This is a genomic window from Streptomyces sp. NPDC046831, assembly GCF_040645305.1.
Lineage (GTDB): Bacteria > Actinomycetota > Actinomycetes > Streptomycetales > Streptomycetaceae > Streptomyces.
Genome location: NZ_JBEYXZ010000028.1, coordinates 1 through 23,463 on the forward strand (window position 1 = coordinate 1; position 23,463 = coordinate 23,463).

18 protein-coding genes and 1 pseudogene are annotated in these 23,463 nt (G+C 71.4%); 12 read left to right on the forward strand and 7 right to left on the reverse strand.

The window, feature by feature from the left end; genetic code table 11:
* Window positions 1-1,325 (reverse strand): IucA/IucC family protein (locus ABZ920_RS22305; protein ID WP_361507673.1); only part of this gene is annotated, 1,325 nt, incomplete at its 3' end.
* 233 nt (window positions 1,326-1,558) lie between these two features.
* On the opposite strand from ABZ920_RS22305, the gene ABZ920_RS22310 reads away from it, so the two are divergent.
* The 3 genes from ABZ920_RS22310 to ABZ920_RS22320 all read left to right on the forward strand — a co-directional run bounded on the left by ABZ920_RS22310 (window position 1,559) and on the right by ABZ920_RS22320 (window position 5,231).
* Window positions 1,559-1,777, forward strand: coding sequence for a hypothetical protein (locus tag ABZ920_RS22310; RefSeq protein ID WP_361507676.1), 219 nt, complete (start codon window positions 1,559-1,561; stop codon window positions 1,775-1,777).
* Window positions 1,778-2,144: 367 nt separating this feature from the next.
* The gene (locus ABZ920_RS22315) at window positions 2,145-3,395 is read left to right on the forward strand and encodes an aspartate aminotransferase family protein (protein WP_361507679.1); all 1,251 of its coding nucleotides are present in this window, start codon (window positions 2,145-2,147) and stop codon (window positions 3,393-3,395) included.
* Window positions 3,396-3,704: 309 nt separating this feature from the next.
* On the forward strand, window positions 3,705-5,231 hold the full coding sequence (locus ABZ920_RS22320) for an RICIN domain-containing protein (RefSeq protein WP_361507682.1): 1,527 nt from the start codon (window positions 3,705-3,707) through the stop codon (window positions 5,229-5,231).
* 54 nt (window positions 5,232-5,285) lie between these two features.
* Here ABZ920_RS22320 and ABZ920_RS22325 read toward each other — a convergent pair whose 3' ends face one another.
* Together ABZ920_RS22325 and ABZ920_RS22330 are read right to left on the reverse strand one after the other, a co-directional pair.
* Window positions 5,286-5,792 carry a hypothetical protein gene (locus ABZ920_RS22325; protein WP_361507684.1) on the reverse strand — a complete coding sequence of 169 codons (507 nt, stop codon included), beginning with the start codon at window positions 5,790-5,792 and terminating at the stop codon, window positions 5,286-5,288.
* A gap of 43 nt (window positions 5,793-5,835) precedes the next feature.
* The gene (locus ABZ920_RS22330) at window positions 5,836-6,930 is read right to left on the reverse strand and encodes a hypothetical protein (protein ID WP_361507687.1); all 1,095 of its coding nucleotides are present in this window, start codon (window positions 6,928-6,930) and stop codon (window positions 5,836-5,838) included.
* A gap of 423 nt (window positions 6,931-7,353) precedes the next feature.
* On the opposite strand from ABZ920_RS22330, the gene ABZ920_RS22335 reads away from it, so the two are divergent.
* Entirely contained in the window at window positions 7,354-8,073 is a 720-nt protein-coding gene (locus tag ABZ920_RS22335) for a hypothetical protein (protein WP_361507690.1), read from the forward strand.
* Window positions 8,074-8,136: 63 nt separating this feature from the next.
* A complete protein-coding gene (locus tag ABZ920_RS22340; RefSeq protein ID WP_361507693.1) occupies window positions 8,137-9,984 on the forward strand; it encodes an FG-GAP-like repeat-containing protein in 1,848 nt (615 codons plus the stop codon).
* Between the two features lie 311 nt (window positions 9,985-10,295).
* On the opposite strand, the gene ABZ920_RS22345 is transcribed toward ABZ920_RS22340, so the two are convergent.
* Window positions 10,296-10,916, reverse strand: a complete 621-nt coding sequence (locus tag ABZ920_RS22345) for a hypothetical protein (protein WP_361507696.1) — start codon at window positions 10,914-10,916, stop codon at window positions 10,296-10,298.
* 93 nt (window positions 10,917-11,009) lie between these two features.
* On the opposite strand from ABZ920_RS22345, the pseudogene ABZ920_RS22350 reads away from it, so the two are divergent.
* From ABZ920_RS22350 to ABZ920_RS22375, 6 genes and pseudogenes are all read left to right on the forward strand, one after another.
* Window positions 11,010-11,408, forward strand: a pseudogene (locus ABZ920_RS22350) (transposase); the annotation flags it as partial.
* Between the two features lie 154 nt (window positions 11,409-11,562).
* The gene (locus ABZ920_RS22355; protein ID WP_361507699.1) at window positions 11,563-12,069 is read left to right on the forward strand and encodes an IS110 family transposase; all 507 of its coding nucleotides are present in this window, start codon (window positions 11,563-11,565) and stop codon (window positions 12,067-12,069) included.
* A 32-nt stretch (window positions 12,070-12,101) separates the two neighbouring features.
* A complete protein-coding gene (gene pcaC, locus ABZ920_RS22360) occupies window positions 12,102-13,394 on the forward strand; it encodes a 4-carboxymuconolactone decarboxylase (RefSeq protein WP_361507701.1) in 1,293 nt (430 codons plus the stop codon).
* Window positions 13,395-13,466: 72 nt separating this feature from the next.
* The gene (locus tag ABZ920_RS22365; protein ID WP_361507704.1) at window positions 13,467-14,102 is read left to right on the forward strand and encodes an MBL fold metallo-hydrolase; all 636 of its coding nucleotides are present in this window, start codon (window positions 13,467-13,469) and stop codon (window positions 14,100-14,102) included.
* A 67-nt stretch (window positions 14,103-14,169) separates the two neighbouring features.
* Window positions 14,170-14,949: an exodeoxyribonuclease III gene (locus tag ABZ920_RS22370; RefSeq protein WP_361507707.1), complete on the forward strand. Its 780-nt coding sequence runs from the start codon at window positions 14,170-14,172 to the stop codon at window positions 14,947-14,949.
* Between the two features lie 147 nt (window positions 14,950-15,096).
* Window positions 15,097-15,537 carry a DUF6278 family protein gene (locus ABZ920_RS22375; RefSeq protein WP_361507710.1) on the forward strand — a complete coding sequence of 147 codons (441 nt, stop codon included), beginning with the start codon at window positions 15,097-15,099 and terminating at the stop codon, window positions 15,535-15,537.
* A gap of 483 nt (window positions 15,538-16,020) precedes the next feature.
* Here the strand turns inward: ABZ920_RS22375 and ABZ920_RS22380 are convergent, their stop codons facing one another.
* Window positions 16,021-16,785 carry a hypothetical protein gene (locus ABZ920_RS22380; protein WP_361507713.1) on the reverse strand — a complete coding sequence of 255 codons (765 nt, stop codon included), beginning with the start codon at window positions 16,783-16,785 and terminating at the stop codon, window positions 16,021-16,023.
* 224 nt (window positions 16,786-17,009) lie between these two features.
* On the opposite strand from ABZ920_RS22380, the gene ggt reads away from it, so the two are divergent.
* Window positions 17,010-18,809 (forward strand): gamma-glutamyltransferase, encoded by a 1,800-nt coding sequence (gene ggt, locus ABZ920_RS22385; protein ID WP_361507716.1) that lies wholly within the window; start codon window positions 17,010-17,012, stop codon window positions 18,807-18,809.
* A 379-nt stretch (window positions 18,810-19,188) separates the two neighbouring features.
* Here ggt and ABZ920_RS22390 read toward each other — a convergent pair whose 3' ends face one another.
* Both ABZ920_RS22390 and ABZ920_RS22395 read right to left on the reverse strand, forming a co-directional pair.
* Window positions 19,189-20,094: a serine hydrolase gene (locus ABZ920_RS22390; protein ID WP_361507719.1), complete on the reverse strand. Its 906-nt coding sequence runs from the start codon at window positions 20,092-20,094 to the stop codon at window positions 19,189-19,191.
* Window positions 20,095-20,761: 667 nt separating this feature from the next.
* On the reverse strand, window positions 20,762-23,308 hold the full coding sequence (locus tag ABZ920_RS22395; RefSeq protein ID WP_361507721.1) for an ATP-dependent Clp protease ATP-binding subunit: 2,547 nt from the start codon (window positions 23,306-23,308) through the stop codon (window positions 20,762-20,764).
* Between the last annotated feature and the right edge of the window lie 155 nt (window positions 23,309-23,463).

The following is a 23,463-nucleotide window of genomic DNA, read 5'->3' on the forward strand; positions in this document are numbered from 1 at the left end:
TGGTGAGCCTCCAGAGCGACGCCGCCTTGGCCGTCCAGCCACAGGACGGGCAGCACCACCGCTTCGAGGTAGCGACGGAACCACTCGGCGGCCACGGTGGCCAGGGGCTGGGCGGCGCGGGTGGCGAGGCCACGCAGCGCCTTGGCCAGGGCGGAGTCGAGGCGGTTCTCGAGCGGCTGCTCGGCGACCAGCCCGGCGACGCAGTGCACACGGTCGTCCGGGCCGAACGGCTGGCGGCGCACCACCGTATCCAGGCCGGTGGGGTCGGACAGGCCGGGGGCGTCCAGGCCGATCCACGCCGGGTCGCGGACGATGTCGAAGCAGGGGTGCGCGGCCCGCCAGTCGGCGGCGAGGCCCGCCTCCAGCAGCCGGTGCACCTCCAGGCCGCGGTGCAGCTCCTTGCGGAGGTTCTCCCGACGGGAGTTGGTGATGCGCAGGCCGAGGGAGAGCTTGAGCATCCAGGGGCTGCCGGGGCGGAGCACGGTGCGGACCGAGGAGGTCGGGTGCCACAGCTCGCCGCGCACGCCGAGGTCGTGCAGCAGGCCCTCCTCCAGCAGCGCCATGACGACCGGGCGCACGGCGAGGTCGCCGGCCTGCCAGGGGTGCACGGGCAGGGCGGCGGTCCCCGGTGGCAGAGCGGCCGGATCACCGAGCAGGTCCGCGGTGATCTCCTCCGCGGTGAAGGGCTCGGCGGAGTCGGAGGCGAGCAGACTCCGGTCGACGGCGTACCAGTGCAGGCGGAAAGCCCCGTGCGTCTCAGGGGAGTACGCCATGCTCTGAGCAGGCGCGAGACCGTCGCGGCCCTTCGGCGCTGGATGCTGCGGGTGACCGAGCAGCAGGGACTGCTCGGCGCGCAGGAACGGCACGAGGTGCTCCGGGCCAGCCGTGGTGCGGCGGTACGACAGGATCTCCGCCGTGCGGGCGACGGAGTCGGCTACCTGGGCGACCAGGGTGGCGAGGTGCCCGCCCTCGCCGCGGCCGGTGCTCGCGCCGATCAGGGCCGCCACGGTGACTGCGTCCACGGAGGTGAGCGGCCCGTCGGCCTCGGGTGTGCCGCCGGTACCGAGGCCGACCGGCCCGAAGCGGTGCCAGCCGCACGGTGACCAGTACCGCACGGGTGCCGTCACCTGGGCGGCCCCGCCCAGCACCGGCACGCGCAGGACTCCGTCAGGGCCGGGTGCTGCGCCGGTCTCGCGTGCCCAGCAGCGCAGCAGGTTCTCGGTGGCGGCGTGCTCGGCGGCGATGGCGGCGTCCGGATGGAGCAGCGGATCGGTGCCGGACCGGTAGGGCGCGCCGAGCCGGATTCCGGTGAGGGCGGTGCTCATGGCTGTTGGCTGCTCCTTCGGACGCTGGGGCGGCGGCCCTGACAGGCACATGGCTACCGGCGTCCGACCGGTGACACAAGATCTGTTACTCCTGACGGCCGACCACCTCACTCGCAGGGGTGGCCAGGCGAGAGGAGCCGGTTTGCTGCTGGACAAGCTCCGCCGTGCTCTGGCCAGCCGGTTCCGCCTGCCGCGAGAGGTGACCGATCCGCGGCTGCCTAGTGGGCCCCGCCATGAAGAAGATCATCACCATCTCGCTCACGACCACGGCCGCCCTCGCCCTGGCTGCTCCCGCTCACGTCGATGGCAGCGGCGGCGTGAACCCGTCCAGCAACTGGAACTTCAGCGCTTCCGCTGTCTGCGAGCAGGAGTTGGCCATGGTGCCGGTGGCCGGGCCCCTCCTCGCAGGCGTTGCCTGCGAGGTCGGAAACGTGCTGTCACAGGGGCTGTAGTCGTAGCGATCCCCACTGCTGCCGCTCAGCCCAGGTCGTCGAGTCCAGACCCTGGCCCACGCCATGCTGTGGACGAACTCCTAGGGAGAGGCTCGGGTTCCCGGACCAGGTCCAGCGCCCCCGGCGGCCCTGCCCGCACTGCCGATTTCACCTCGGCATCGGGCACTCCACAGCGGCTCGTTGTGGAGACCCAGTCGGCAGCAGCGCCGGAGTGATGGACCATGTCACCCGACTGGCCGGTGTCAGCGGTCACGACCGTCACTGTCATGTGCAGACTCGCAATGACACCCCCGCATGCTGCCCTCACCCCCGTTCTCCGTCCTGAGCCGGGTCAACGCCTCCGCATCCACGTCAGACAGGGACGTACATGAGCGTCTTCGCCACCATGGAATCCGCGGTTCGCAGCTACAGCCGGGCCTGGCCCACCGTCTTCACCACCGCCCGCGGTGCCGAACTGCGTGACGTGAACGGCCGGACTTACCTCGACTTCTTCGCGGGCGCCGGCGCCCTCAACTACGGTCATAGTCCGCCCGAGCTGAAGTCGGCTCTGCTGGAGTATCTGAGCGGCGACGGAGTCATCCATGGTCTCGACATGCACACCGCCGCCAAGGGTGCCTTTCTGGAGCGTCTGCGTGACCTCGTACTTGCCCCGCGTGGTCTGGAGCACCGCGTCCAGTTCCCCGGACCGGGCGGCACCAACGCCGTCGAGGCGGCGCTCAAGCTGGCCCGCAAGGTCACCGGGCGGCAGACCGTCGGCTACTTCGAGCGCGGCTTTCACGGTATGACCCTCGGTGCGCTCGCCGTGACCTCCAACCCGGCCAAGCGCGCCGGAGCCGGCGTCCCGCTGTCGCACACCGTGCCGATGCCCTTCGATGATCCCGCCGACGACACCGAGCGGGCCGTCACACGGCTGGTCCGGGCCCTGGAGACCGCGGCTGCCGACAGTCCGCTCGCCGCCGTGGTGGTGGAAACAGTGCAGGGCGAGGGCGGGGTCAACCCCGCCCGTCCGGCCTGGCTCCAGATCCTCGCCTCGTGGGCCCGGGCGCACGGCACTTTGGTGGTGGCCGACGAGATCCAGATGGGTTGCGGGCGCACCGGCCCCTTCTTCTCCTTCGAGGCGTCGGGAATCGTCCCCGACATCATCTGCCTGTCCAAGTCGGTCAGCGGTTACGGGATGCCCATGGCCCTCACCCTCATGCGCCCCGAACACGACGTGTGGAGTCCCGGCGAGCACAACGGCACCTTCAGGGGCTACAACCCGGCGTTCGTCACCGCCACCCGGGCACTGGAGGTCTTCTGGGCCGACGGCGCGCTCCAGGCCCGGACCGCTGTGCTGGGCGAACAGGTGCGCCGCTCCCTCACTGAGACGGCTCGCCGCCATGGGCTCGCCGCCCCACGCGGACGGGGCCTGGCCTGGGGGCTTCCCCTCGATCGCCCAGGGGCGGCCCGAGAGGTCTGCGACGCGGCGTACCGGGCGGGACTGCTCCTGGAGACCGCGGGCCTCGAGGAGGAGGTGGTCAAGCTGCTGCCGCCGCTCACGGTTACGGACGGGCAGTTGGAGCGGGGACTCGCGATACTCAACGAGGCCGTCGCCGAGGTCCGGGTTTCGACGGCCTGACCAGAGTCCGCTCGGCGCCCCTGCACCTTTGGGGGCCGGGACTCGGACCGGGCCGACCGCCCCGGATGCACGCGGTCCGCTGGGGCGCGCGAGGCCACGACACGCGCCGGGCGCCGCCCCCCGACAACAGGGAAACCCCAGTTGGGACGTCGGCTGGTCCCGATCCGTCGAGTCTGTTCGGCTCCTCATCACCGTGCTACGCAGCAATCACCCGCAAGTGATCTTGCCAACCCCTACACCCTTGTGACTTATTGAATTCGAGCGATAACCGTCCGTAGCGGGCGGTTCGGTTCGGGTGAAGGGATGACGATGAGCACTACCCAAGGGGTAGACGCGGGTCGTGATGGTTCAGCCCCTCCGATCAAGTTGGTCGCGGGAACAGGCGCAGCGGGATTCGCGGGGGACAACGAGAGTGCGGTCTCGGCTCAGTTGAACCGCCCGTACGGGATCGCGGTGGACAGAACTGGCACCATCTACTTTGCCGACCACGGCAATCACCGGGTTCGGAAGATCACGACGGATGGGAAGATCAGCACGGTCGCGGGGACCGGGAGCGCGGGTTTTAAGGGGGACGGCGGCCCAGCCGTCGCGGCGCAGCTGAACGGCCCGCGTGAGGTGGCGGTGGACGGGGCCGGCGCCGTCTACATCGCTGATTCCAACAACCACCGGATCCGCAAGGTCACGGCCGACGGGAAGATCAGCACGGTCGCCGGCACGGGAGCCGCGGGTTTCAGGGGGGATGGTGGTCCCGCCACCGCCGCCCAGCTGAACCTCCCCTTGGGGGTCGCCGTGGACAGCACAGGCGCCCTCCACATCGCCGAGTACTACAACCACCGGGTCCGGAAGGTCGCGCCGGACGGGGTGATCAGCACGGTCGCGGGGACCGGGGCCGCGGGCTTCCGGGGTGACGGCGGTCCGGCGGTGTCGGCCCAGTTGAATGGCCTGCACGGGGTGGTGGTCGACGGTGCGGGCAATCTCTACATCGCCGACCTGGGCAACCACCGGATCCGGAAGGTCACGGCCGACGGGAACATCAGCACGGTCGCCGGCACGGGCGTCGCGGGTTTCAGCGGCGATGACGGCCCAGCCGTCTCGGCCAAGTTGAACAACCCGGTAGGGGTGGCGGTGGACAGCGCCGGCACGCTCTATGTCTGCGACTACGGCAACCATCGGGTACGGAAGGTCGCGGCGGACGGCGTGATCAGCACGGTCGCCGGCACGGGTGCCGCGGGCTACGGCGGTGAGGGCGGCCCAGCCGCAGCGGCCCAGATGAACGGCCCGCGCAAGGTGGCGGTGGACTGCGTCGACACCCTGTACATCACCGACCACCTCAACAACCGTATCCGGAAGGTCACGTCGCCGAAAATGGCCGGGCTGCCCGAGTCGGGCACGGTGGTCTCCTGGGCCAACGTCCGCAGCAGGCTGCGGATGGGAGTCCACCAGGAGTCGGCCAAGGACGGGGCCGAGATCCACCAGCTGCTCGCCTCGTCCAGGGACCACCAGCGGTGGCGGCTCATCGCCTCGGCCCAGGATGACGGTGAGGTCCTGTACCGGATCGAGAACGTGCGCAGCGGCAAGGTGCTGGAGGTCGCCGAAGCGCAGGAGAGGGCAGGGGCGGTGGTCGCGCAGCGTGCCTACGAGGGCGGCGACGCGCACCACCAGCACTGGAGGCTGATCCCGGTCAGCTCGGGAAACGGCTCCCCGCGGGTGTACGAGATCGCCAACCGGCACAGTGGTCTGCTGCTGCGGGTCGACACCAACGCCCGCACGGTCATCAGGCAGTACGGGTCGGACGGTGACCACCAGGGCCGTCAGTGGCAGTTGCTCCCCGTGTAGCGCACGAGAGGGGGCAGGGGCGCTGCCGCCCCTGCCCCCTCTCGCAGCCCGGCCCTACTCGGAACGGGACGGCTTCTCCGCGGAAGCCTTGGGCGCCTTCGGAGCGTCCGGGGCCTTCGGGGCGTCCGGGGTCTTGGGCGGCTTGGTGAAGTCGCTCTTCTTCGGCCTGCTCTCCAGGTCCTCGTCCTTCTGGAGGTCCCCGTGCTCCTTCACCGTCGCACTCGCCTCCTGCATGCCCGCGGAGGCCGCCTTGGTGACCGATCCCGGGTCCTGGGCGTACTGCGACTGCGCGCCGGCGGACGCCTGGGTCGTCTGGATGAAGGAGCCGAGGAAGCCCAGGACGGCCCGCGCTTCGGGCGACGTCTCCTGCACGACCTTCGAGCGCGAGGAGGCGCCGTGGATCGCGTTGTTGAACAGGCTCGTACTCGTGTCGTCATACGTGTCGTCGTCGGAGTCCTCGAAGTCGACACCCTCACCCGGCTGGGGCTTCGTGCTGTCGGTGGTCACGGAGAAGAGCCCGGCGCCCTTGCCCGCGGAGTTGAAGATGTTGTCGAACACCATGATCGTCACCTCTGGTCGTCGTCGTGGCGGCGGTGCCGCGCGGTCAGGGCTGCTTGTAGAGCGTCTGCTGGCCGACGGCCAGGCTCTCGACGTCGAGCATGGTGTGGTGGACGTCCAGGGCGGAGACGACCTCGGCCAGTCCCTTCATGCGGAAGCCACCCGGCGTCAGGTCGATGTCGTTGATGTCGCGGGCGACCACCCCGCTGAGGCCGGGATAGGTGCCGGGCTGCGGGGGAGACAGCACCGCCACCGGCACGGCGTACTGCACCGCGATCAGACCGGAGAAGGTCACCGGAATCTCGTAGGTGTACTGCTTGCGGGTACGCCGCTGCGTGACGATCGTCTGCACGCGGGAGTTCGCCGGCACCTTGCCGGAGATCTGCGACTTCGACGCCCAGCTGGTGTTCAGGGAACCCCCGACGGTGGCCGCGATTCCCAGGGCCAACTGGGCGTTGAGCGACGCATTGCCGGTGGCGCTGCCCGAGGTCGTGAACCCCACCGAGTTGGTCATCCCGTTCGACGAGGAGTTCGTCGCCGAGCTGCTCGCGGACGTCTCGCTGGTATTGGCGTTGTCGACCCCGACGCTGTCCTTGCTGTTCTTGTTGGTCACCGTGTTCGAGTTCCTGTTCGCCGTACCGTTCTGGCACGACGCCTGCAGCTGCGACTGAAGATCCAGGCGGAGCTGGTTCTGCAACTGCAACTGGAGCGAGGCGCCGATACTGCCGCCGAAAGTGAGCTTGGCATCCCCGTGGAGCGACCACGTCACCCCGTTCGAGACGGTGAAGTCGACCGAGTCCGTGAAGCTCATCTCCGACTGGCTGCGGTTGACATAGGAGCGCGTGGAGAACGTGTCGGCCGGAGGCTGACCGATGTCACCCCGCACCTCGATCAGCGGCTCGCCGAGGTTCATATAGGCGAGCCAGCCGAGCTGGAACGCGGTCCCAGTGAAGCTGCCGAAACTCGACTTGTTCACGGAGAACCCGACCGGCTTGTGCTTCACGCCTGAGGGGTCGACGTAGACCAGGTTGGGGTGGTTCATGATCGACTGCCAGGACTGCTCGATGTTGAGTTCCCGCAGGTTCTTCTTCGTCAGCGGCTGACGCTTGGCCTCTACCAGGCTGTATGCGGTGGAAGGCATCTACCCGTCCTCGACTAATTCCGGCCGAATCGCGATGGCTGAAAAGGTAGGTGAATAATGGACAGAATTGTGCCCATGTCTTCGGTAGTCGAAATTAGCATGCCGCATAATGGGCCGGAAAGGTGTGTCTGTGCATAGCACTCATTCGAGTGATCAAGTTTCTCTACTTTCCCTCTATTGTGGGGAAATCGATCTCGGATTCGCTCTCCTTCACTCGATCGATGACTTTCCAGAGGCCCCTTCGTGCCCGTAGCGTGAACTCGACCGTTGTCGCATTCGAGATTGCCGTCGCGGTCGTCCATTTGTTACCCCATCCGCATTCTGGTCGAGTGTGATCGGGCATGCGGTAATGCGGCGTGATGGGTCGCTGTATCAAGCGTCCGAGGCGTTGTCCTCCACATAGAAGCAGGTGAGGTTTCCGCGATGTACACCCAAGAACGCGCGACGATGTCCAATCTGGTGGTCGGCGGCCCGGTGGCGGTGAACAGCTACGACAACGCGATCGTGGCGGCACTGGTCGAGAACCGGCCGGTCATGCTCGTCCATGCCTTCAATGGCGGCTACCTGCGGCCTGTCGAGCTGAAGGAGGAGAGCCATGACAAGGGGGTCAAGCTGTCCACCGCGCTCGACCCGGCCACCAAGGAGGCCAAGGGTCACCTCTGGTACGTCACCCCGGCTGGCTTCTTCGGGCAGCGGCCGCTCTACGTCATCGAGAGCGCCGCGGGACAGGTGTCACCGAAACCCGCCGCCGCGGGGGCGGTCGACGCCGGCCGTGGTGACGACGGGGTGCCCAAGCCGCAGCGCAGGCGCATCACCGTCCACCAGGAGGCACCCAAGAGCACGGCCGACGGCGTCCAGGTCGGCCTGCCCGACAAGGTCGGCGACAAGTGGCGCGGGAAGAACGGCGCACCCGAGGACACGCAACTGTGGATCGTCACGGTGACGCCCTGGGGCGGGATCACCTTCGTGCCGATCACCCACCCCGACACCATCCTGGGGTTCAAGGACCACGCGGTGGCGGCCGACAGCGAGGTACGCGTCACCTACAACTGGGGTGGGGACTTCACCGGGACGGTGATCAACACCTTCTATCCGCGGCTGCCCAGCGAGTGGGACGTCCCTTACCACCACGTCTTCACGTGATCGTCTACCGCCGCACCCCACCGTTCCGAGCCGAAGCCCGTACCGCCTGGAAGAGGCACCAGCATGCCCCTGCCCATGGAAGAACTGAAGTTTCAGATCGTCAACGCTGCTACCGGGAAGACCCTTGGCGCCGAGGCCGGCTCCGGCGCGGGCGGAGCCCTCGTCGTCCGCGACCTCTCCGACGGCGACCGGCTCGCCGAGCAGTGGCAATTCAAGCCCGTGCCGACCGGACCAGGCGGGCAACCTGAAGACGACCCCGTGTATGTCATCCGCAACGTGGTCAGCAGCAAGGTGCTCGACAACCCCGCCGCCGCAGACCGCGGGGTGCGCCAGGCGAATGCCGCCGGGGGCAAGAAGGGGCAGCAGTGGCGTGTCGTCCCCGTCGACGGCGGAGCGGGCCTCTACTTCATCGAGACCGTGACCGACGACACCGTGCTCGACCTGGCCGACCCTGGCGCGGACGGCACCCGGGTGGTCCTGCGCGCGTACGACGAGAACGCGGCGAGCCAGCGCTGGCGGTTCGTGACCACCGAACCCGAGCGCACCAGCGACCTCGTGCTGGGCTGGGCACACCTGAGTCACTGGAACGGCCGTCGGTCCTGGCGCCTGGCTCGCTCGACCGCGATGCGCCCGGCACCCGGCGCGGCGCCCTCCTTCAGCGACCTGCTGCTGGTCCTCGAACGCTTCGGCAGCGACCAGAACGCCGGCGGCTGGGGGAGCGCCGGGGCCGGCCCTGCGCCCAACGGGCAACCGGGCGGCTGGGCCGGGCTCGGCGCGCGCTTCCTCGCCGACACCACCGGGGCGGGCCGGGCGGACATCGTGGGCATCAAACCCGCAAAGGGCGCTATTACGGCGTCCAGCAGGGGCGACGGTACGTTCGACGACGACGAACGCGTCCTGCACCAGCCCCCGCCCTCCCCGAACCCGGCCGACCTGTGGACCCTCGCCGACATGACGGGCGACGGCACCCCTGATGCCGTCACGCTGTGCGCCGACGGTGTCCGTGTGTCCACTCGGGACAGCGGCGGGACGTTCAGGCCGGCGGGCGGCACCCCGGCCGTCAAGGGGTTCGGCCACGACCAGCAGGCCGGCGGATGGCTCGCCGACAAGCACCCCCGGTTCCTCGTCGACACCACCGGCGACGGCAGGCGCGACATCGTCGGCTGTCACGACGACGGCGTGTGGATCTCCCTCCAGGACGAGGAAGGGAAGTTCGCGCCACTCCCCGACGAACCGGTCCTCCGCGCGTTCGGCCACGGCGAGAAGGCGGGCGGGTGGCTCGTCGACAAGCATCCCCGCTTCCTCGTCGACACCACGGGCGACGGGCGCACCGACATGGTCGGCTGCCACGAGGACGGCGTCTGGATCTCCCTCCAGGACGAGGACGGCACCTTCGCCGAACCGCTCTACGTACTGGACGACTTCGGGACCGACCAGGGCTGGACCTCGGTCGAGGAACACCCCCGGTTCCTCATCCGCACCATCGGTGACGGGAAGACGGACATCATCGGGTTCGGCCCCCAAGGCGTCGTCGTCGCACGGGGACGCGGCGACGGCACGTTCGAACCCTCGCAACTCGTCCTGAACGACTTCGGGCAAGCCCAGGGATGGACGGGCCGCAAGCACCTCCGCTTCCTCGCCGACGTCACCGGCGACGGCAACCCGGACATCGTCGGCTTCGGCGACGAAGGAGTCTGGGTGTCGCACAACCGCGGTGACGGCCGGTTCGACCAGGCCCAACTCGTCTGCCGCGGCTTCGGATACAACGACGACGCAGGCGCCTGGCGAGTCGACCGCCACCCCCGCTTCCTCGCCGACATCACCGGCGACGGACGCGTCGACATCGTCGGCTTCGGCGGCCCGGGCGTCTACGTGGCCCGCAACCTCTTCCGCCGATTCAGGACCCGATAGCCGTCCAAGGGTCTGCACAGCTGTACGGTGCCGCGCGAGTGGACCGTCGCACGGCGCCGTACGGCTCATCGCCCAACGGGTGGGCACCCGAGGGCCGGCGGCCGGCGCTCAAAACCGTGGTGGCCACGGCTCTCATCAAGGACTAGGGCCTTCAGGGGCCCTCCTCCTGGCCGACATCTTTCCATGAGCATCCTGCGGAGTGCCGCGAACTTAAAGCAAAGGCAGCCGGGTTCCGCCCGAGCCGCTGAAGGCGGCGGCTGTCGCGCTGCCCCCGTACTTCGGCGGGCCGGACGCTTTCGTGGAGCGGGCGTTCAGTAGGTGGGGCCGTAGGGGCTCCAGTGCCCGAGGAAGGGTTTCAGGTCCTCGCCCCGTAGGTTGGGAATGTCGGGCAGCCGGGGTGATGTGTTCAATGGATCGAGGCGCTCCACGGTGGCCGCTGCCCAGCTGATCCACGCTTCGGCTTCGGTTCGGGTCTGCCCCGGCGGCATGGCCTCGACTCGTGCGCGCACCGCGCTCACGTACTCGGTCAGTCGCGTGGCGCGGCGCCATGCCGCTTCCTGGGCTTCGAGGTGCCGGACGCGGTACGCCTCCGCGTACCGGATGCGGGCTTGTTCGATGGCGGCTTCCCAGCGAATCCGCTTCAAGCGTGCCGCTTCGGCCTCGTCCTGGCGTCTGCGTTCGGCGGCTTCGCCGCGCAGCGTGACCTCCTGTGCGATCTCGGCGAGCTGCTCCTCAAGGGGACGGCCGGGGGTGTCGGCCCATTCGCTCGCCCGGTGTGGCTGGCCGCCGCTGAGGATGAAGCGGAGGCGTTCGGACGGGGTGTAGTCGAAGCGGGGGATCCTGACCCAGGAGTGCTTCTTGGCTTCGGCGAGTTCCTTATCGGTTGCGACGTGCTCGGCCCGGTCTTGCTCCTGGAGGACGAGAAACCCCACGGTCTGGCCCTGTGCGGTGACGGTGAAGTGGGGATGTGCCCTGCGGCGGCGATGAGGTGGGGGTGCAACGCCGGTTTGCCCGGCCGAGCAGGCATGTCCTTCGGCCTCGGCGGCGGTGATCAGTGCCTGGATGAGGCGGAGAGCGCGTCCTTGGACGGGCTTGGTCGGGAGGTGATCGGCACCGCGGAGTTCCCGGCCACCGCGGCCGGCTACCGAGACCTGCTGGGGTGGGCCAGGGCGTCGGGTACGGTGCGGCGGACCGGAGTGGAAGGGACCGGTTCCTTCAGGGCGGCCCTGTCCCGCTACCTGCTGGCCCAGGGCGTGGACGTTTTCGATGTGAACCGGTTCGACCGGGCCGACCGCCGTCGGCGCGGCAAGTCGGATCCGCTCGACGCCGGGAACGCGGCCCGGTCGGTGCTGAGCGGGCGGGCGCGTGCCCAGGCCAAGACGGGCGACGGGCCGGTGGAGATCGCCCGCATGTACAAGCTGGCCAAGGACTCGGCGGTCAAGGCCCGCACCCAGGCGATCAACCAGCTCAAAGCCGTCCTCATCCGTGCCGATCCGCAGCTGAGGGAGGAACTGGCCGGCCTGGGCAACGCAGAGCTCATCCGCACCTGCGCAGAGCTCGTCGACGACAGCCTGAACCATGAGACCGGCGAGGGGGGCGGTGCTCCACGCCACCCACGTGACCCTGGGACTCCTGGCCCGGCGCATCAGGCAGCTCAGCGAAGAGATCCAGGAACTGCACGGCCGCCTGACCCGGCTGGTGGAACGCCACGCTCCGCAACTGCTCGAGGTAGTGGGCATCGGTCCGGACACCGCCGTCACTTTGCTGATCACGATCGGGGACAACCCGGAACGCCTGGGCAGTGAGGCGTCCTTCGCTGCGCTGTGCGGGGTCAGCCCGGTCGAGCGTTCCTCGGGCAGTCGGCAGTACCGTCGCCTCAACCGGGGCGGCGACCGGCAGGCGAACGCGGCTCTGCACCGGATCGTGCAGCCCCGCCTGCGCGTCGACCCGCGTACCCAGGAGTACTACGAACGCCGCAGCAAAGAGGGCAAGACCCGGCGCGAGATAGTCCGCAGCCTCAAGCGCTATGCGGCCCGGGAGGTCTTCAACCTGGTCAGACCTGTGCAGCCGCAACCCTCGTTATAGGGGCAGTCGTGAGACGTGAGAGGGTCTGGGGCGTGAGTGAGACACCGTCGCACACCCTGCAATACCGCTTTGACGGGCCAGAGGAGGCCCCGGTCCTGATCCTGGGGCCCTCACTGGGTACCACCTGGCACATGTGGGACCGGCAGGTGCCGGAGCTGGCCCAGCAGTGGCGGGTCTTCCGGTTCGACCTGCCGGGGCACGGCGGTTCGCCCGCCCATCCGGCCGCCTCGGTGTCCGACCTCGCGGCCCGGCTGCTGGCCACCCTCGACGCGCTCGGCGTGCAGCGCTTCGGCTACGCGGGATGCGCCCTCGGCGGCGCGGTCGGCGTCGAGCTGGCGCTGCGCAGGCCCGAGCGTCTCGCCTCCCTGGCGCTCATCGCCGCCTCGCCCCGGTTCGGCACGGCCGACGAGTTCCGCCAGCGCGGGGTGATCGTCCGCACCAACGGACTCGACCCCATCGCCCGCACGTCGCCGGACCGCTGGTTCACCTCCGGCTTCGCCGCCGCCCAGCCCGCCATCACCGAGTGGGCCGTGCAGATGGTGCGCACCACCGACCCCGGCTGCTACATCGCCGCCTGCGAGGCGCTCGCCTCCTTCGACGTCCGCGCCGAACTCGGCCGGGTGGGCGTGCCCACCTTGGTCCTCGTCGGCTCGGAGGACCAGGTCACCGGCCCCGCCGAGGCCCGCACCCTGGTCGCCGGCATCCCGGACGCCCGCCTCGCCGTCGTCCCCGGCGCCTCCCACCTGGTGCCGGTGGAGCAGCCCGCCGCCGTCACCGACCTGCTGCTGCGGCACTTCTCCACCGCCTGGCAGCCCGCGTTCGACACCACCAGCGGGCAGCTGACGGTCGTCGCGCCCCCGGCCAGGCCGGTCCCGGCCGTGCCCGTGCAGGCCGCGCCCATCGCCGAGATCGCCCCCGCCGTGACGGAGCCCCCGGCGGGACGGCCGGACGCGTACGACACGGGCATCAAGGTGCGCCGCGAGGTGCTCGGCGACGCGCACGTCGACCGGGCGCTGGACGAGGCCGACGAGTTCTCCGGCGACTTCCAGGACTTCGTCACCCGCTACACCTGGGGCGAGATCTGGGACCGACCCGGCCTCGACCGGCGCACCCGCAGCTGCGTCACCCTCACCGCGCTGGTCGCGGGCGGGCACCTGGAGGAACTGGCCGCCCACACCCGCGCCGCGCTGCGCAACGGCCTCACCCCGGCCGAGATCAAAGAGGTGCTGCTGCAGGCCGCGGTGTACTGCGGGGTGCCCGCGGCGAACCGCGCCTTCAAGGTGGCGCAGCAGGTCGTCCGCGAGGAGACGACCCCGGCCGGCTGACGGTCGGCCGGGTGGCCGGAGCACCACCGTCGTGCGGTGACGCCGTCCCGCGCCGAGGGGCAGGATGGGACCATGAGGTTCACGAAGAAGTCGCACTCCTGCGTCCGCCTGGAGAAGGACGGCCGGACGCTCGTCGTCGATCCCGGAGGCTTCAGCGAGGAGGACGCCGCGGCCGGCGCCGACGCGATCCTCCTCACGCACGAGCATCCCGACCACTTCGACGAGGGGCGGGTGCGCGCCGCGCTGGAGGCCGACCCGGGCGCGGAGGTCTGGACGCTGAGGTCCGTCGCCGACCAGATCTCCGCCGCCTTCCCGGGCCGCGTGCACACCGTCGGCCACGGTGACACCTTCACCGCGGCCGGCTTCGACGTCGAGGTCCACGGCGAGCTGCACGCGGTGATCCACCCGGACATCCCGCGCATCACCAACGTCGGCTACCTGATCGACGGCGGCAGGGTCTTCCACCCCGGGGACGCCCTCACCGTGCCCGGCCGGCCGGTCGAGACGCTGATGCTCCCGGTGCACGCACCGTGGAACAAGATCGCCGAGGTCATCGACTACGTGCGCGAGGTGAAGCCGCAGCGCGCCTACGACATCCACGACGCCCTGCTCACCGAGCCGGCCCGCCCGATCTACGACCGCCAGATCGGCGCCCTGGGCGGTGCGGAACACCTGCGGCTGGCGCCGGGCGCGTCGGCGGAGGTCTGAGCCGCCCGCAGGCCCGCGTACCGGGCGGGCGGCACCGTTGTCGGACCCGCCCGGTAGGTTGTGGGACATGCGCATCGCCACCTGGAACGTGAACTCGATCACCGCCCGTCTGCCGAGGCTGCTGGCCTGGCTGGAGAGCACCGGTACGGACGTGCTGTGCCTCCAGGAGGCCAAGGTCGCCGAGGACCAGTTCCCGTTCGATCCGCTGCGCGAGCTGGGCTACGAGGCCGCGGTGCACGCCACCGGCCGGTGGAACGGCGTGGCGGTGCTCTCCCGCGTGGGCCTGGAGGACGTGGTCAAGGGCCTGCCGGGCGATCCGGGCTACGACGGCGTGCAGGAGCCGCGCGCCCTCTCCGCGACCTGCGGCCCGGTCCGCGTGTGGTCGGTGTACGTGCCCAACGGGCGCGAGGTGGGCCACCCCCACTACGCCTACAAGCTCCAGTGGTTCGAGGCGCTGAAGGCGGCCGTGGCGGGCGACGCGGCGGGCGGCCGCCCGTTCGCGATCCTCGGCGACTACAACGTGGCGCCGACGGACGACGATGTCTACGACGTGGCCGCCTTCCAGGGCAGCACGCACGTCACCCCCGCCGAGCGCGCCGCCCTGGCCGACCTGCGCGAGGCCGGCCTCACGGACGTGGTGCCGCGGCCCCTGAAGTACGACCACCCGTACACGTACTGGGACTACCGCCAGCTCTGCTTCCCCAAGAACCGCGGCATGCGCATCGACCTGGTCTACGGCAACGAGCCGTTCGCGAAGGCCGTCACCGACGCCTACGTGGACCGCGAGGAGCGCAAGGGGAAGGGCGCCTCGGACCACGCCCCGGTCGTGGTCGACCTGGACGTCTAGGAGCTGCCCGGCGGATCGAGCCAAAGGAGTCCGGTGGCACCCCGGACAGCCCTTGGGGGCGCGCGGCGCGCGACGGACCCGCACGGCGGTCACGGCGCCGCCGTGCGCACCGGTGCGCGACGGCCGTCCGAGTGACACCCTGGGGGCATGAACATCCCCTTCCTGGGCAACAGGCGCAAGAAGCGCCGAGGCGGTTCCGGTGTCGCGGTGTTCCCCGGGGGCGCGGACGGCGGCGAGGGCATCGCCGCCCTGCTCGCCGAATGCGAACTCCTGCGCTCCCAGGCGGCCCAGGAGGACGTCCGGCTCGACGACTCCGCGGCCTCGCTGGAGGAGCTGGACCAGCTCGTGCCTCGCTGGCGCGACGACGAGGAGACCCTGCCCTGGCTCGGCAACGACGCCGGTCTCTACCTCGGCACGGTCATCGTCCGTACGGTTCCCGGCGCGTCCTGGGAGATCCTGCCCGACGGCCGGCCCGTCGTCCGGCTGACGTCCGGCCGCGAGGTCGACGTCGTGGCCGCCGGACAGGACTGGGCCGCCAGCGGTGCTCCCGAACTCTCCCAGCTGTACGCGGAGGTGGCGGAGTCCTGACGCGGCGCCAGGCGCTCCGTACTGACGCCGGGCTCCGCGGCAGGCCGCGGCCCCGGCCGCTTCGACGCGTCGGCCGCCTGGCCTGATACCACGTCAACGGCCTTCGCCGCGCGATGCCCCGGGCCCGTGGATGCCGGCGGCGGGCCTGGACTACGATGTGCCGTTCATCCTCGTGGTGACACCTCCGCCCGGCCGCCCGGCCGCGGAGGAACCGGGAACGCTGCTGCGGGAAGGAGGGGATCCTCCGACGGTCCCCGGACCGTAGGGGCAGCGGTTCACCAGGGCCAGGCCCGCCCGGCGGCAGCCGGAGATCACTGCTCGCGCAGGGGGGCGGACACGCACTGATTGTCCGCAGGCGAGGGGAAGGTCAGCTGCGCGCCGGTCGGGTTGCGCCCGGCGCGGGGAGCGGCCGGCCAGGGGCCGGCTCATTGACTCGGCTCCGCGCCGTCGTGCCGGGCCACCGGCGCGCACCGGCACCCCGCCTCAGCTGTTCGTGGCCCGGTGCGAGGTAGGTGTCCGCTCCGGCACCGGCAGGGGCGCCCGCGCCGCCCGGGTCACGTCCCCGACGAGCTCGACCACGTCCGGGCCGTACGCCTGGGAGTTGACCACCCGCAGCAGCAGCACGAACGAGTCGGTGCCGTACTTGCGGGCCAGCCGCTCGTGATGGCGGGCGAGATAGCGGGTCGCGGCCTGGTTGGTGATGGCGCGCTGGCCGCAGAAGAGGAACACCGGTCGCGCCGCGCGGCTCTCCCCGGCGACGAGCCGGGCCAGGACGACGTACTCGCTGCGGCCCTGCTCCATCCGGTAGTGCTCGCCGCCGATCTGGTAGGCGCCGCGGTCCGGCCCCGGCTCGGCCTCGACGTTCACCCGGACGCCGGGCAGCAGGGAGTGAAGGTGCGCGGCCATTCGGCGGTTCGAGGCGGGCCCGCCCAGGCAGAACTCGGTGCGCTCCCCGAACCCCTGCTGCGCCGCGTCGTGCGCGACGACCTGGGCGTGGGCGTTGCAGTCCTTGATGAGCGCCGACAGCTCCAGCAGGGCGAACACGTCGTGGCGCGTGACCGTCAACTCCGGGCCGCCCGCGTCCCGGTTGACCACCAGCAGCGACTCGGAGTTGTCCGGCAGCCCGAAGAAGGCCTGCTTGCGGCGGAGCCTGCGCCGCCACAGCGTGGTGCGGGCGAGCCAGCCCAGCGCGGCGCTCACGCCGGCCGCTATCACACCCAGGACGATGTTGCGCACGTCGTCAGTCATGGCCGCGCATGCTAGCGGGTCCCACGCTGCGCCGTTCGATACGCTCCTGACGGGGCCATGGCAATCGATTAGGCTGCCGGGACGGTCCTGGCCAGTGAGCCCGCGGGGGCGCCGAAGCCGAGGGACCGAGCGCGCGCAGGCCCGACGGGCCGGGCACGGGCGTTCGGCACCGGCTGCGCGGCCCCGCCGGCGAACCGAGCCACGCAAGCAGCCTGGAGGTGCGGATGCGTCGCCCTGTCCCACGGAGTCTGGCGGTCCTGGCGGTCTCGGCCGCCGTGGTGTCGGTCGGAGCGGCGGCTCCACCCACCCCGCAGTCCGCACCGCCCGCCAAGGTCCCGGTCGCCGTCGGCTGGGGCGGCGCGGTCGCCAGCGTCGACCCGGACGCCTCGGCCGCCGGCATCGAGGTACTGCGCCAGGGCGGCAACGCCGTCGACGCGGCCGTCGCCACCGCGGCGGCGCTCGGCGTCACCGAGCCCTACTCCGCCGGCATCGGCGGAGGCGGCTACTTCGTCTACTACGACGCCCGTACGCGCACGGTGCACACCATCGACGGCCGCGAGACGGCACCGCTGACCGCCGACGCGCGGCTGTTCACGGAGAACGGCAAGCCGCTCGCGTTCGCCGACGCCGTCAGCAGCGGTCTGAGCGTCGGCACCCCCGGCACGCCCGCCACCTGGCAGACGGCACTGGACGAGTGGGGCTCCAAGCGGCTCGGCACGGTCCTGAAGCCGGCCGAACGCCTCGCCCGGAACGGCTTCACGGTCGACGAGACGTTCCGCTCGCAGACCGCCTCCAACGAGACGCGGTTCCGGTACTTCCCCGACACGGCCGGGCTGTTCCTGCCCGGCGGGCGGCTCCCCGTGGTCGGCTCCACGTTCAAGAACCCCGACCTCGCCCGCACCTACGCCGAGCTGGCCCGAAAGGGCGTCGGCGCGATCTACCACGGCGACCTCGGCCGGGACATCGTCAACACGGTCAACCACCCGCCGGTCGACCCGGCTTCGGGGTGGAAGGCCCGGCCGGGCGAGCTGTCCGTCCGCGACCTCGCCGCCTACCGCGCCAAGTACCGGGCGCCCACGCGGACCTCCTACCGCGGCCTGAACGTCTACTCCATCGCGCCCTCCTCCTCCGGCGGCACGACCGTCGGCGAGGCGCTCAACATCCTGGAGCGGACGAACCTGTCGAAGGCCGGCGAGGCCCAGTACCTGCACCGCTTCATCGAGGCCAGCCGCATCGCCTTCGCGGACCGCGGACGCTGGGTCGGCGACCCCGCCTTCGAGAACGTGCCGACGAAGGAGCTGCTGTCCCAGCGGTTCGCCGACTCGCGCGCCTGCCTCATCAAGGACGACGCGGTCCTCACCAGCCCCGTCGCCCCCGGTGACCCGCGCCACCCGGCCGCCTGCGCCGCCGGCGGCACGGCCGCCCCGACCACGTACGAGGGCGAGAACACCACGCACCTCACGGTCGCCGACCGGTGGGGCAACGTCGTCTCCTACACCCTCACCATCGAGCAGACCGGCGGCAGCGGCATCACCGTGCCCGGCCGCGGATTCCTGCTGAACAACGAGCTGACGGACTTCTCCTTCGCCCCGGCCAGCCCGGCCGTGCACGACCCGAACCTGCCGGGCCCGGGCAAGCGGCCGCGCTCGTCGATTTCGCCGACGATCGTGCTCGACGCGCACAACCGTCCGGTGGTGGCGCTCGGTTCACCCGGCGGCGCGACCATCATCACCACCGTCCTGCAGGCCTTGACCGGCTTCCTCGACCGGGGCCTGCCGCTGGTCGACGCGATCGCCGCGCCCCGCGCCAGCCAGCGCAACGCGGCCCAGACGGAACTCGAACCGGCGCTGTACGACAGCGGCCTGAGGAAGCAGCTGGAGGCGATCGGGCACTCCTTCAAGCTCAACCCGGAGATCGGCGCCGCCACCGGCGTGCAGCGCCTGCCCGACGGCAGGTGGCTGGCCGCCGCCGAGAAGGCACGGCGCGGCGGCGGTTCGGCGATGGTGGTACGCGCGACGCGGTAGCGGTCACCCGCGGATCACCCAGCGGGTGACCCCAGCGGATCGGCGGCGGCCGTTTGCGGCCGCCGCCGGCTTCTGCCGCGGGACCGGCGCAAGGGTTCATCGCCTTTGACGCCGAGGCGGTCATCATCGCGGAGCGCGACGGCCGGATGGTTGGCACGGGGCTCAGTCCGGCGTGAGGGGTGGGCTCGCATGTTGGGGTCGAGTGCGTGCCAACGGCATCGGCCGGCCCTTGCCGCGGCCCGCGGGACCTTGATCTGCCGGCCGGTGGGCTTCGATCGCTGATCCGCTGGTCCGTCGAAAGATGGGCCGGTCCGCTGGTTCGGTGAGCCGTCTGCCGTCTGCCGTCTGCCGTCTGCCGTCTGCCGTCTGCCGGCCGTCGTCAGTGGCTCGACGCCGAGGACACCGCTGCCCGGGCCGTGCGCTCCACGAGGGCTTTGCCGTCCTCCATGGACGCGTTGCCGTCCGAGAGGACCGCGACCAGGTAGCGGTGTCCGCCCGCCGTGACCTGGCCCACGCTGTTGACGTCCCACAGGTCGGTCGTGCTGCGCTGCAGCCATCCGTTCTTCAGCGCCCAACCGGAGTCCGCGGCAGCCGAGACGCCCCAGGACTGGTCGCTCGCGATGCGGGTCATCAGCGTCCGGACATAGGCCCGGGACGTCTCGTTCAGCGCGGTGGAGCCGGTGGTCGCCGCCGGACCGGTCCCGAAGACCGCGCGGAGCAGCCGGATCTGGTCGCTCGCCGTCGTCTGCGTGAGCCCCCACTTCGGACCCGGGCCGCCGTTCGTCGAGGTCAGCCCCAGCCGCTCGTTCGCCTTCTTCAGCCCCGGCGCCTGCCCGATCTGCCGCCACAGCGCGTTCGCCGACGCGTTGTCGCTGCGCTCGATCATGGCCTCGGCACGGGTGCGCTCCTGCGCGGTGAGGTCCCGTCCGGCGTCCTGTGCCTGCAGCAGCACGGCCGCCAGGATGTCGACCTTGACGATGCTCGCGGTGTCGTACGGGGTGTCCTCACCGCGCACCGTGGGCTGCCGGTCCGACCCGTCGAGGTCGAACACCGCGGCCGTCACCCGTGCCTCGTGCTGCGGCTGTGCCGCCGTCGGGGAGGCGGCCGGAGTCCCGGCCTTCGCAGGCGGAACGGCCGCGGCGTCGGCGGGACCGGCGCCGAGCGCGCTGCCGGAGAGGACGGCCGCCACCGACGCCAGGAGCACACCGGCGCGAGCGGCGGTGCGCTGTTCCCGGCGCCGTCCCGCGGTCTTCGGGCGCGGCAGGAGGAGTGATCGGTACGGCATGGTCGAGCAGGCCTCAGCAGTTCCTGGGGGAGGGGTGCACAGACCTGCAAAAGTAAGCAAACCGGCCGATGTGTGAAGTGACCGGCGCCACTGCGGCGGGCTTTCCGGCCCGATTGTGGGCAGGGCCACAGGGCGGCAGGTGACCGCGGCCACATGGACGCGGCGGGCTGACGCCCGGTCCGGTCGGACGCGCGCTGTCGTTCAGGGGGCGGGGGACCCGGCCGCGGGGACCGTCCGGGGCCGTTCGCGGCGCGTGCCGGGACCCGGGCGCTCGCGCACCCGCCGCCTGATCCGCGGCCTGCGGCTGCAATGTGCCGGTGCCGGTGCCGGTGCCGATGCCGATGCTGATAGCGGTGCCAGTGCCGGAGCCGGTGCCCCCCGGGGGCTCGCGCCCCCGGCCAGGTGGCCGTGGGTGGCTCGCGCCCCCCGGCGAGGTGTTCGCGCGGCCGGGTAAGCCTGAGGGGTCCGGCCACAGCGGCCGAACCCCTCGGCCGTACTCGCTCAGGTCCCGGATCGTCCGCCCCCGGCGGAGGCGGTTCCCCACCCCCGGCGGACGCGGCAGCCCGAGGAACGCGGCAGACCGGGCCGGCTCCCGCAGAGCGCGACGGCGGCCGTCGGGCGCCGCGCCGACGACCCCTGCCGCGCGGCAGCGTCCGCCAGCGGGCCGTCAGGAGAGGCCGGCGGGCGCCGGCTCCTCGGTGCGGAACGTGAGCCGGTCGTCGTCGACATCGACGGTGACCCGGCTGCCCTCGGTGACGCTGCCGTCGAGGAGCAGCCGCGACAGGCTGTTGTCGACCTCCCGCTGAATGGTGCGGCGCAGCGGGCGGGCGCCGTACTCGGGCTGGTAGCCGCGCTGGGCGAGCCAGTCGACGGCCGCGTCGGTGAACTCGACGGTGACGCCCTGCGCGTGCAGCAGGCGGCGGGTCTTCTCCAGCAGCAGGTCGGTGATCTCCCGGAGCTGTTCGGCGGTCAGCTGGCGGAAGACGACGATCTCGTCGATGCGGTTGAGGAACTCCGGCCGGAAGTGCTCGCGCAGCGGCCGCAGGATCTGCTCGCGCCGCGCCTCCTCGTCCGACTCCGCGCCGCCCGGGCCGAAGCCGATGCCGGCGCCGCGCCGCGTGATGGCCTCGGAGCCCAGGTTGCTGGTCATGACGATCACCGTGTTGGTGAAGTCCACCGTGCGGCCCTGGGAGTCGGTGAGCCGTCCGTCGTCGAGGACCTGGAGCAGGATGTTGAACACGTCCGGGTGCGCCTTCTCCACCTCGTCGAGGAGCAGCAGCGAGTACGGGTGCCTGCGCACCACCTCGGTGAGCTGCCCGGCCTCCTCGTGGCCGACGTACCCGGGCGGGGCGCCGACCAGGCGGCTGACGGTGTGCCGCTCCTGGTACTCGCTCATGTCGAGGCGCACCATGCGGTCCTCGCTGCCGAACAGCGCGTCGGCGAGCGTCCGGGCCAGCTCGGTCTTGCCGACGCCGGTCGGGCCGAGGAACAGGAAGCTGCCGATGGGCCGGTCCGGGCTGGCGAGTCCGGCGCGGGAGCGCAGCACCGCCTCGGCGACGGCGGTGACCGCCTCCTCCTGCCCGATGACCCGCCGGTGCAGATGCTCCGCCAGGCCGAGCAGGCGCTCCTTCTCCTCCTGGGTGAGGCTGCTGACGGGGATGCCGGTCAGGCGCGAGACCACCTCGGCGATGGCCTCGGCGGTGACCTCCAGGTTCTGCCCCTCGTCGGCCTCCCCGCCGTGGCTGGAGGCGGCGATCTGCTGCTTCAGCTCGGTGATGCGGTCCCGCAGCTGCGTGGCCGTCTCGTACTGCTCGTCCGTGACCGCCTGGTCCTTGTCGAGGGTGAGCCGTTCGACCTCGCGCTCCATGGCCCGTACGTCCGTGCCCTTGGTCCGCGCCCGCAGACGCACCCGGGCGCCGGCCTGGTCGATCAGGTCGATCGCCTTGTCCGGCAGGCGGCGGTCGGTCAGGTACCGGTCGGACAGCTCCACGGCGGCGATCAGCGCCTCGTCGGTGTAGCGCACCTGGTGGTGGGCCTCGTAGCGGTCGCGCAGCCCGCGCAGGATCTCCAGCGCGTCCGCGACGGACGGCTCGGGCACCAGGATCGGCTGGAACCGGCGGGCCAGCGCCGCGTCCTTCTCGATCCTGCGGTACTCCTCCAGGGTGGTCGCGCCGACGATGTGCAGCTCGCCGCGCGCCAGGGCGGGCTTGAGGATGTTGCCCGCGTCCATGGCGCCGCCCTCGGCGCCCGAGCCGGCGCCGACGACGGTGTGCAGCTCGTCGATGAAGACGATCAGACGGTCGGAGTTGGTCCGGATCTCGGTGACGATGTTGTTCAGCCGCTCCTCGAAGTCGCCCCGGTAGCGGGTGCCCGCGACCACGCCCGGCAGGTCCAGGGCCACCACGCGGCGGTCGCTGAGGATGTCGGGCACGTCGCCGTCGGCGATCCGCTGCGCGAGCCCCTCCACGATGGCGGTCTTGCCGACGCCCGCGTCACCGATCAGGACCGGGTTGTTCTTCCCGCGGCGGGAGAGCACCTCGATGGTCTGCTCGATCTCCTCGTCGCGACCGATCACCGGGTCGATGCGGCCCTCGCGGGCCAGGTCGGTGAGGTCGCGGCCGTACTTGTCGAGGGTGGGCGTGGTGGTGGTCCGCTTGCGTTCGGGGGCGGGGAGTTGCCGCGCCGCCTCCGGCGCCTCGGGCGGCAGGCCGCCGCCGGCGGCGGACCGTGCCGCGTTCAGAATGTGCCCGGCGGCGGAGTCGGGGTTGGCGGCCAGCGCGCTCAGCACGTGCTCGGGCCCGATGTACCCGGCGCCGCTGGCGCGGGCCATGTCGTGCGCGTCGAGCAGCGCGCGCTTGACGGCCGGGGTGAGCGAGAGGGAGGTCGGGGGCGGGGTCTCGCCCGGCGGGTGCTGGACGGGGCCCGACCGCCGGTCGATCTCCGTCGCCAGTGAGTCCGGGTCGGCGCCGGACCGGCTGAGCAGGCTCCGGGTGGGTTCGGCGGTGAGCGCGGCCCGCAGCAGGTGCTCGGTGTCCAGGTCCCGGCTGCCGTGCTCGGCGGCGTACTGAGCCGCACCCTGGACCATCTCGCGGGCGGGCTGACTGAGCAGGCGCCCGATGTCGATCTGCCGGGGGCCGGGGCGCGGTCCGCCGAAGAAGCGGGCGAGGAATTCGCCGAAGGGGTCGCCCTCCGGACCGATGAAACCGCTGGTCATCGCTTTCCGCTCCTTCGCTGACGACGTGCCGGGGCCGGGTAACCCGGCGAAGGGCGTTCATGCCACGATGGCACGTTCTTCTGCGGCGGGCATGTCCGGGACGGACGCCGCGCGAGGTCCGTCGGCCCGCGCCGGCCGGGTCCTGCGGAGGCGGT

Excerpts from the sequence above, each read along its gene's own strand:
- ABZ920_RS22325 (WP_361507684.1), bottom strand. The coding sequence starts at position 5,792 with ATGGTGTTCGACAACATCTTCAACTCCGCGGGCAAGGGCGCCGGGCTC.
- ABZ920_RS22315 (WP_361507679.1), top strand. The coding sequence starts at position 2,145 with ATGAGCGTCTTCGCCACCATGGAATCCGCGGTTCGCAGCTACAGCCGG.
- ABZ920_RS22355 (WP_361507699.1), top strand. The coding sequence starts at position 11,563 with ATGAGACCGGCGAGGGGGGCGGTGCTCCACGCCACCCACGTGACCCTG.
- ABZ920_RS22320 (WP_361507682.1), top strand. The coding sequence starts at position 3,705 with ATGAGCACTACCCAAGGGGTAGACGCGGGTCGTGATGGTTCAGCCCCT.
- ABZ920_RS22330 (WP_361507687.1), bottom strand. The coding sequence starts at position 6,930 with ATGCCTTCCACCGCATACAGCCTGGTAGAGGCCAAGCGTCAGCCGCTG.
- ABZ920_RS22340 (WP_361507693.1), top strand. The coding sequence starts at position 8,137 with ATGCCCCTGCCCATGGAAGAACTGAAGTTTCAGATCGTCAACGCTGCT.
- ABZ920_RS22370 (WP_361507707.1), top strand. The coding sequence starts at position 14,170 with ATGCGCATCGCCACCTGGAACGTGAACTCGATCACCGCCCGTCTGCCG.
- ABZ920_RS22395 (WP_361507721.1), bottom strand. The coding sequence starts at position 23,308 with ATGACCAGCGGTTTCATCGGTCCGGAGGGCGACCCCTTCGGCGAATTC.
- ABZ920_RS22390 (WP_361507719.1), bottom strand. The coding sequence starts at position 20,094 with ATGCCGTACCGATCACTCCTCCTGCCGCGCCCGAAGACCGCGGGACGG.
- ABZ920_RS22375 (WP_361507710.1), top strand. The coding sequence starts at position 15,097 with ATGAACATCCCCTTCCTGGGCAACAGGCGCAAGAAGCGCCGAGGCGGT.
- ggt (WP_361507716.1), top strand. The coding sequence starts at position 17,010 with ATGCGTCGCCCTGTCCCACGGAGTCTGGCGGTCCTGGCGGTCTCGGCC.
- ABZ920_RS22365 (WP_361507704.1), top strand. The coding sequence starts at position 13,467 with ATGAGGTTCACGAAGAAGTCGCACTCCTGCGTCCGCCTGGAGAAGGAC.
- ABZ920_RS22335 (WP_361507690.1), top strand. The coding sequence starts at position 7,354 with ATGTACACCCAAGAACGCGCGACGATGTCCAATCTGGTGGTCGGCGGC.
- ABZ920_RS22310 (WP_361507676.1), top strand. The coding sequence starts at position 1,559 with ATGAAGAAGATCATCACCATCTCGCTCACGACCACGGCCGCCCTCGCC.
- ABZ920_RS22380 (WP_361507713.1), bottom strand. The coding sequence starts at position 16,785 with ATGACTGACGACGTGCGCAACATCGTCCTGGGTGTGATAGCGGCCGGC.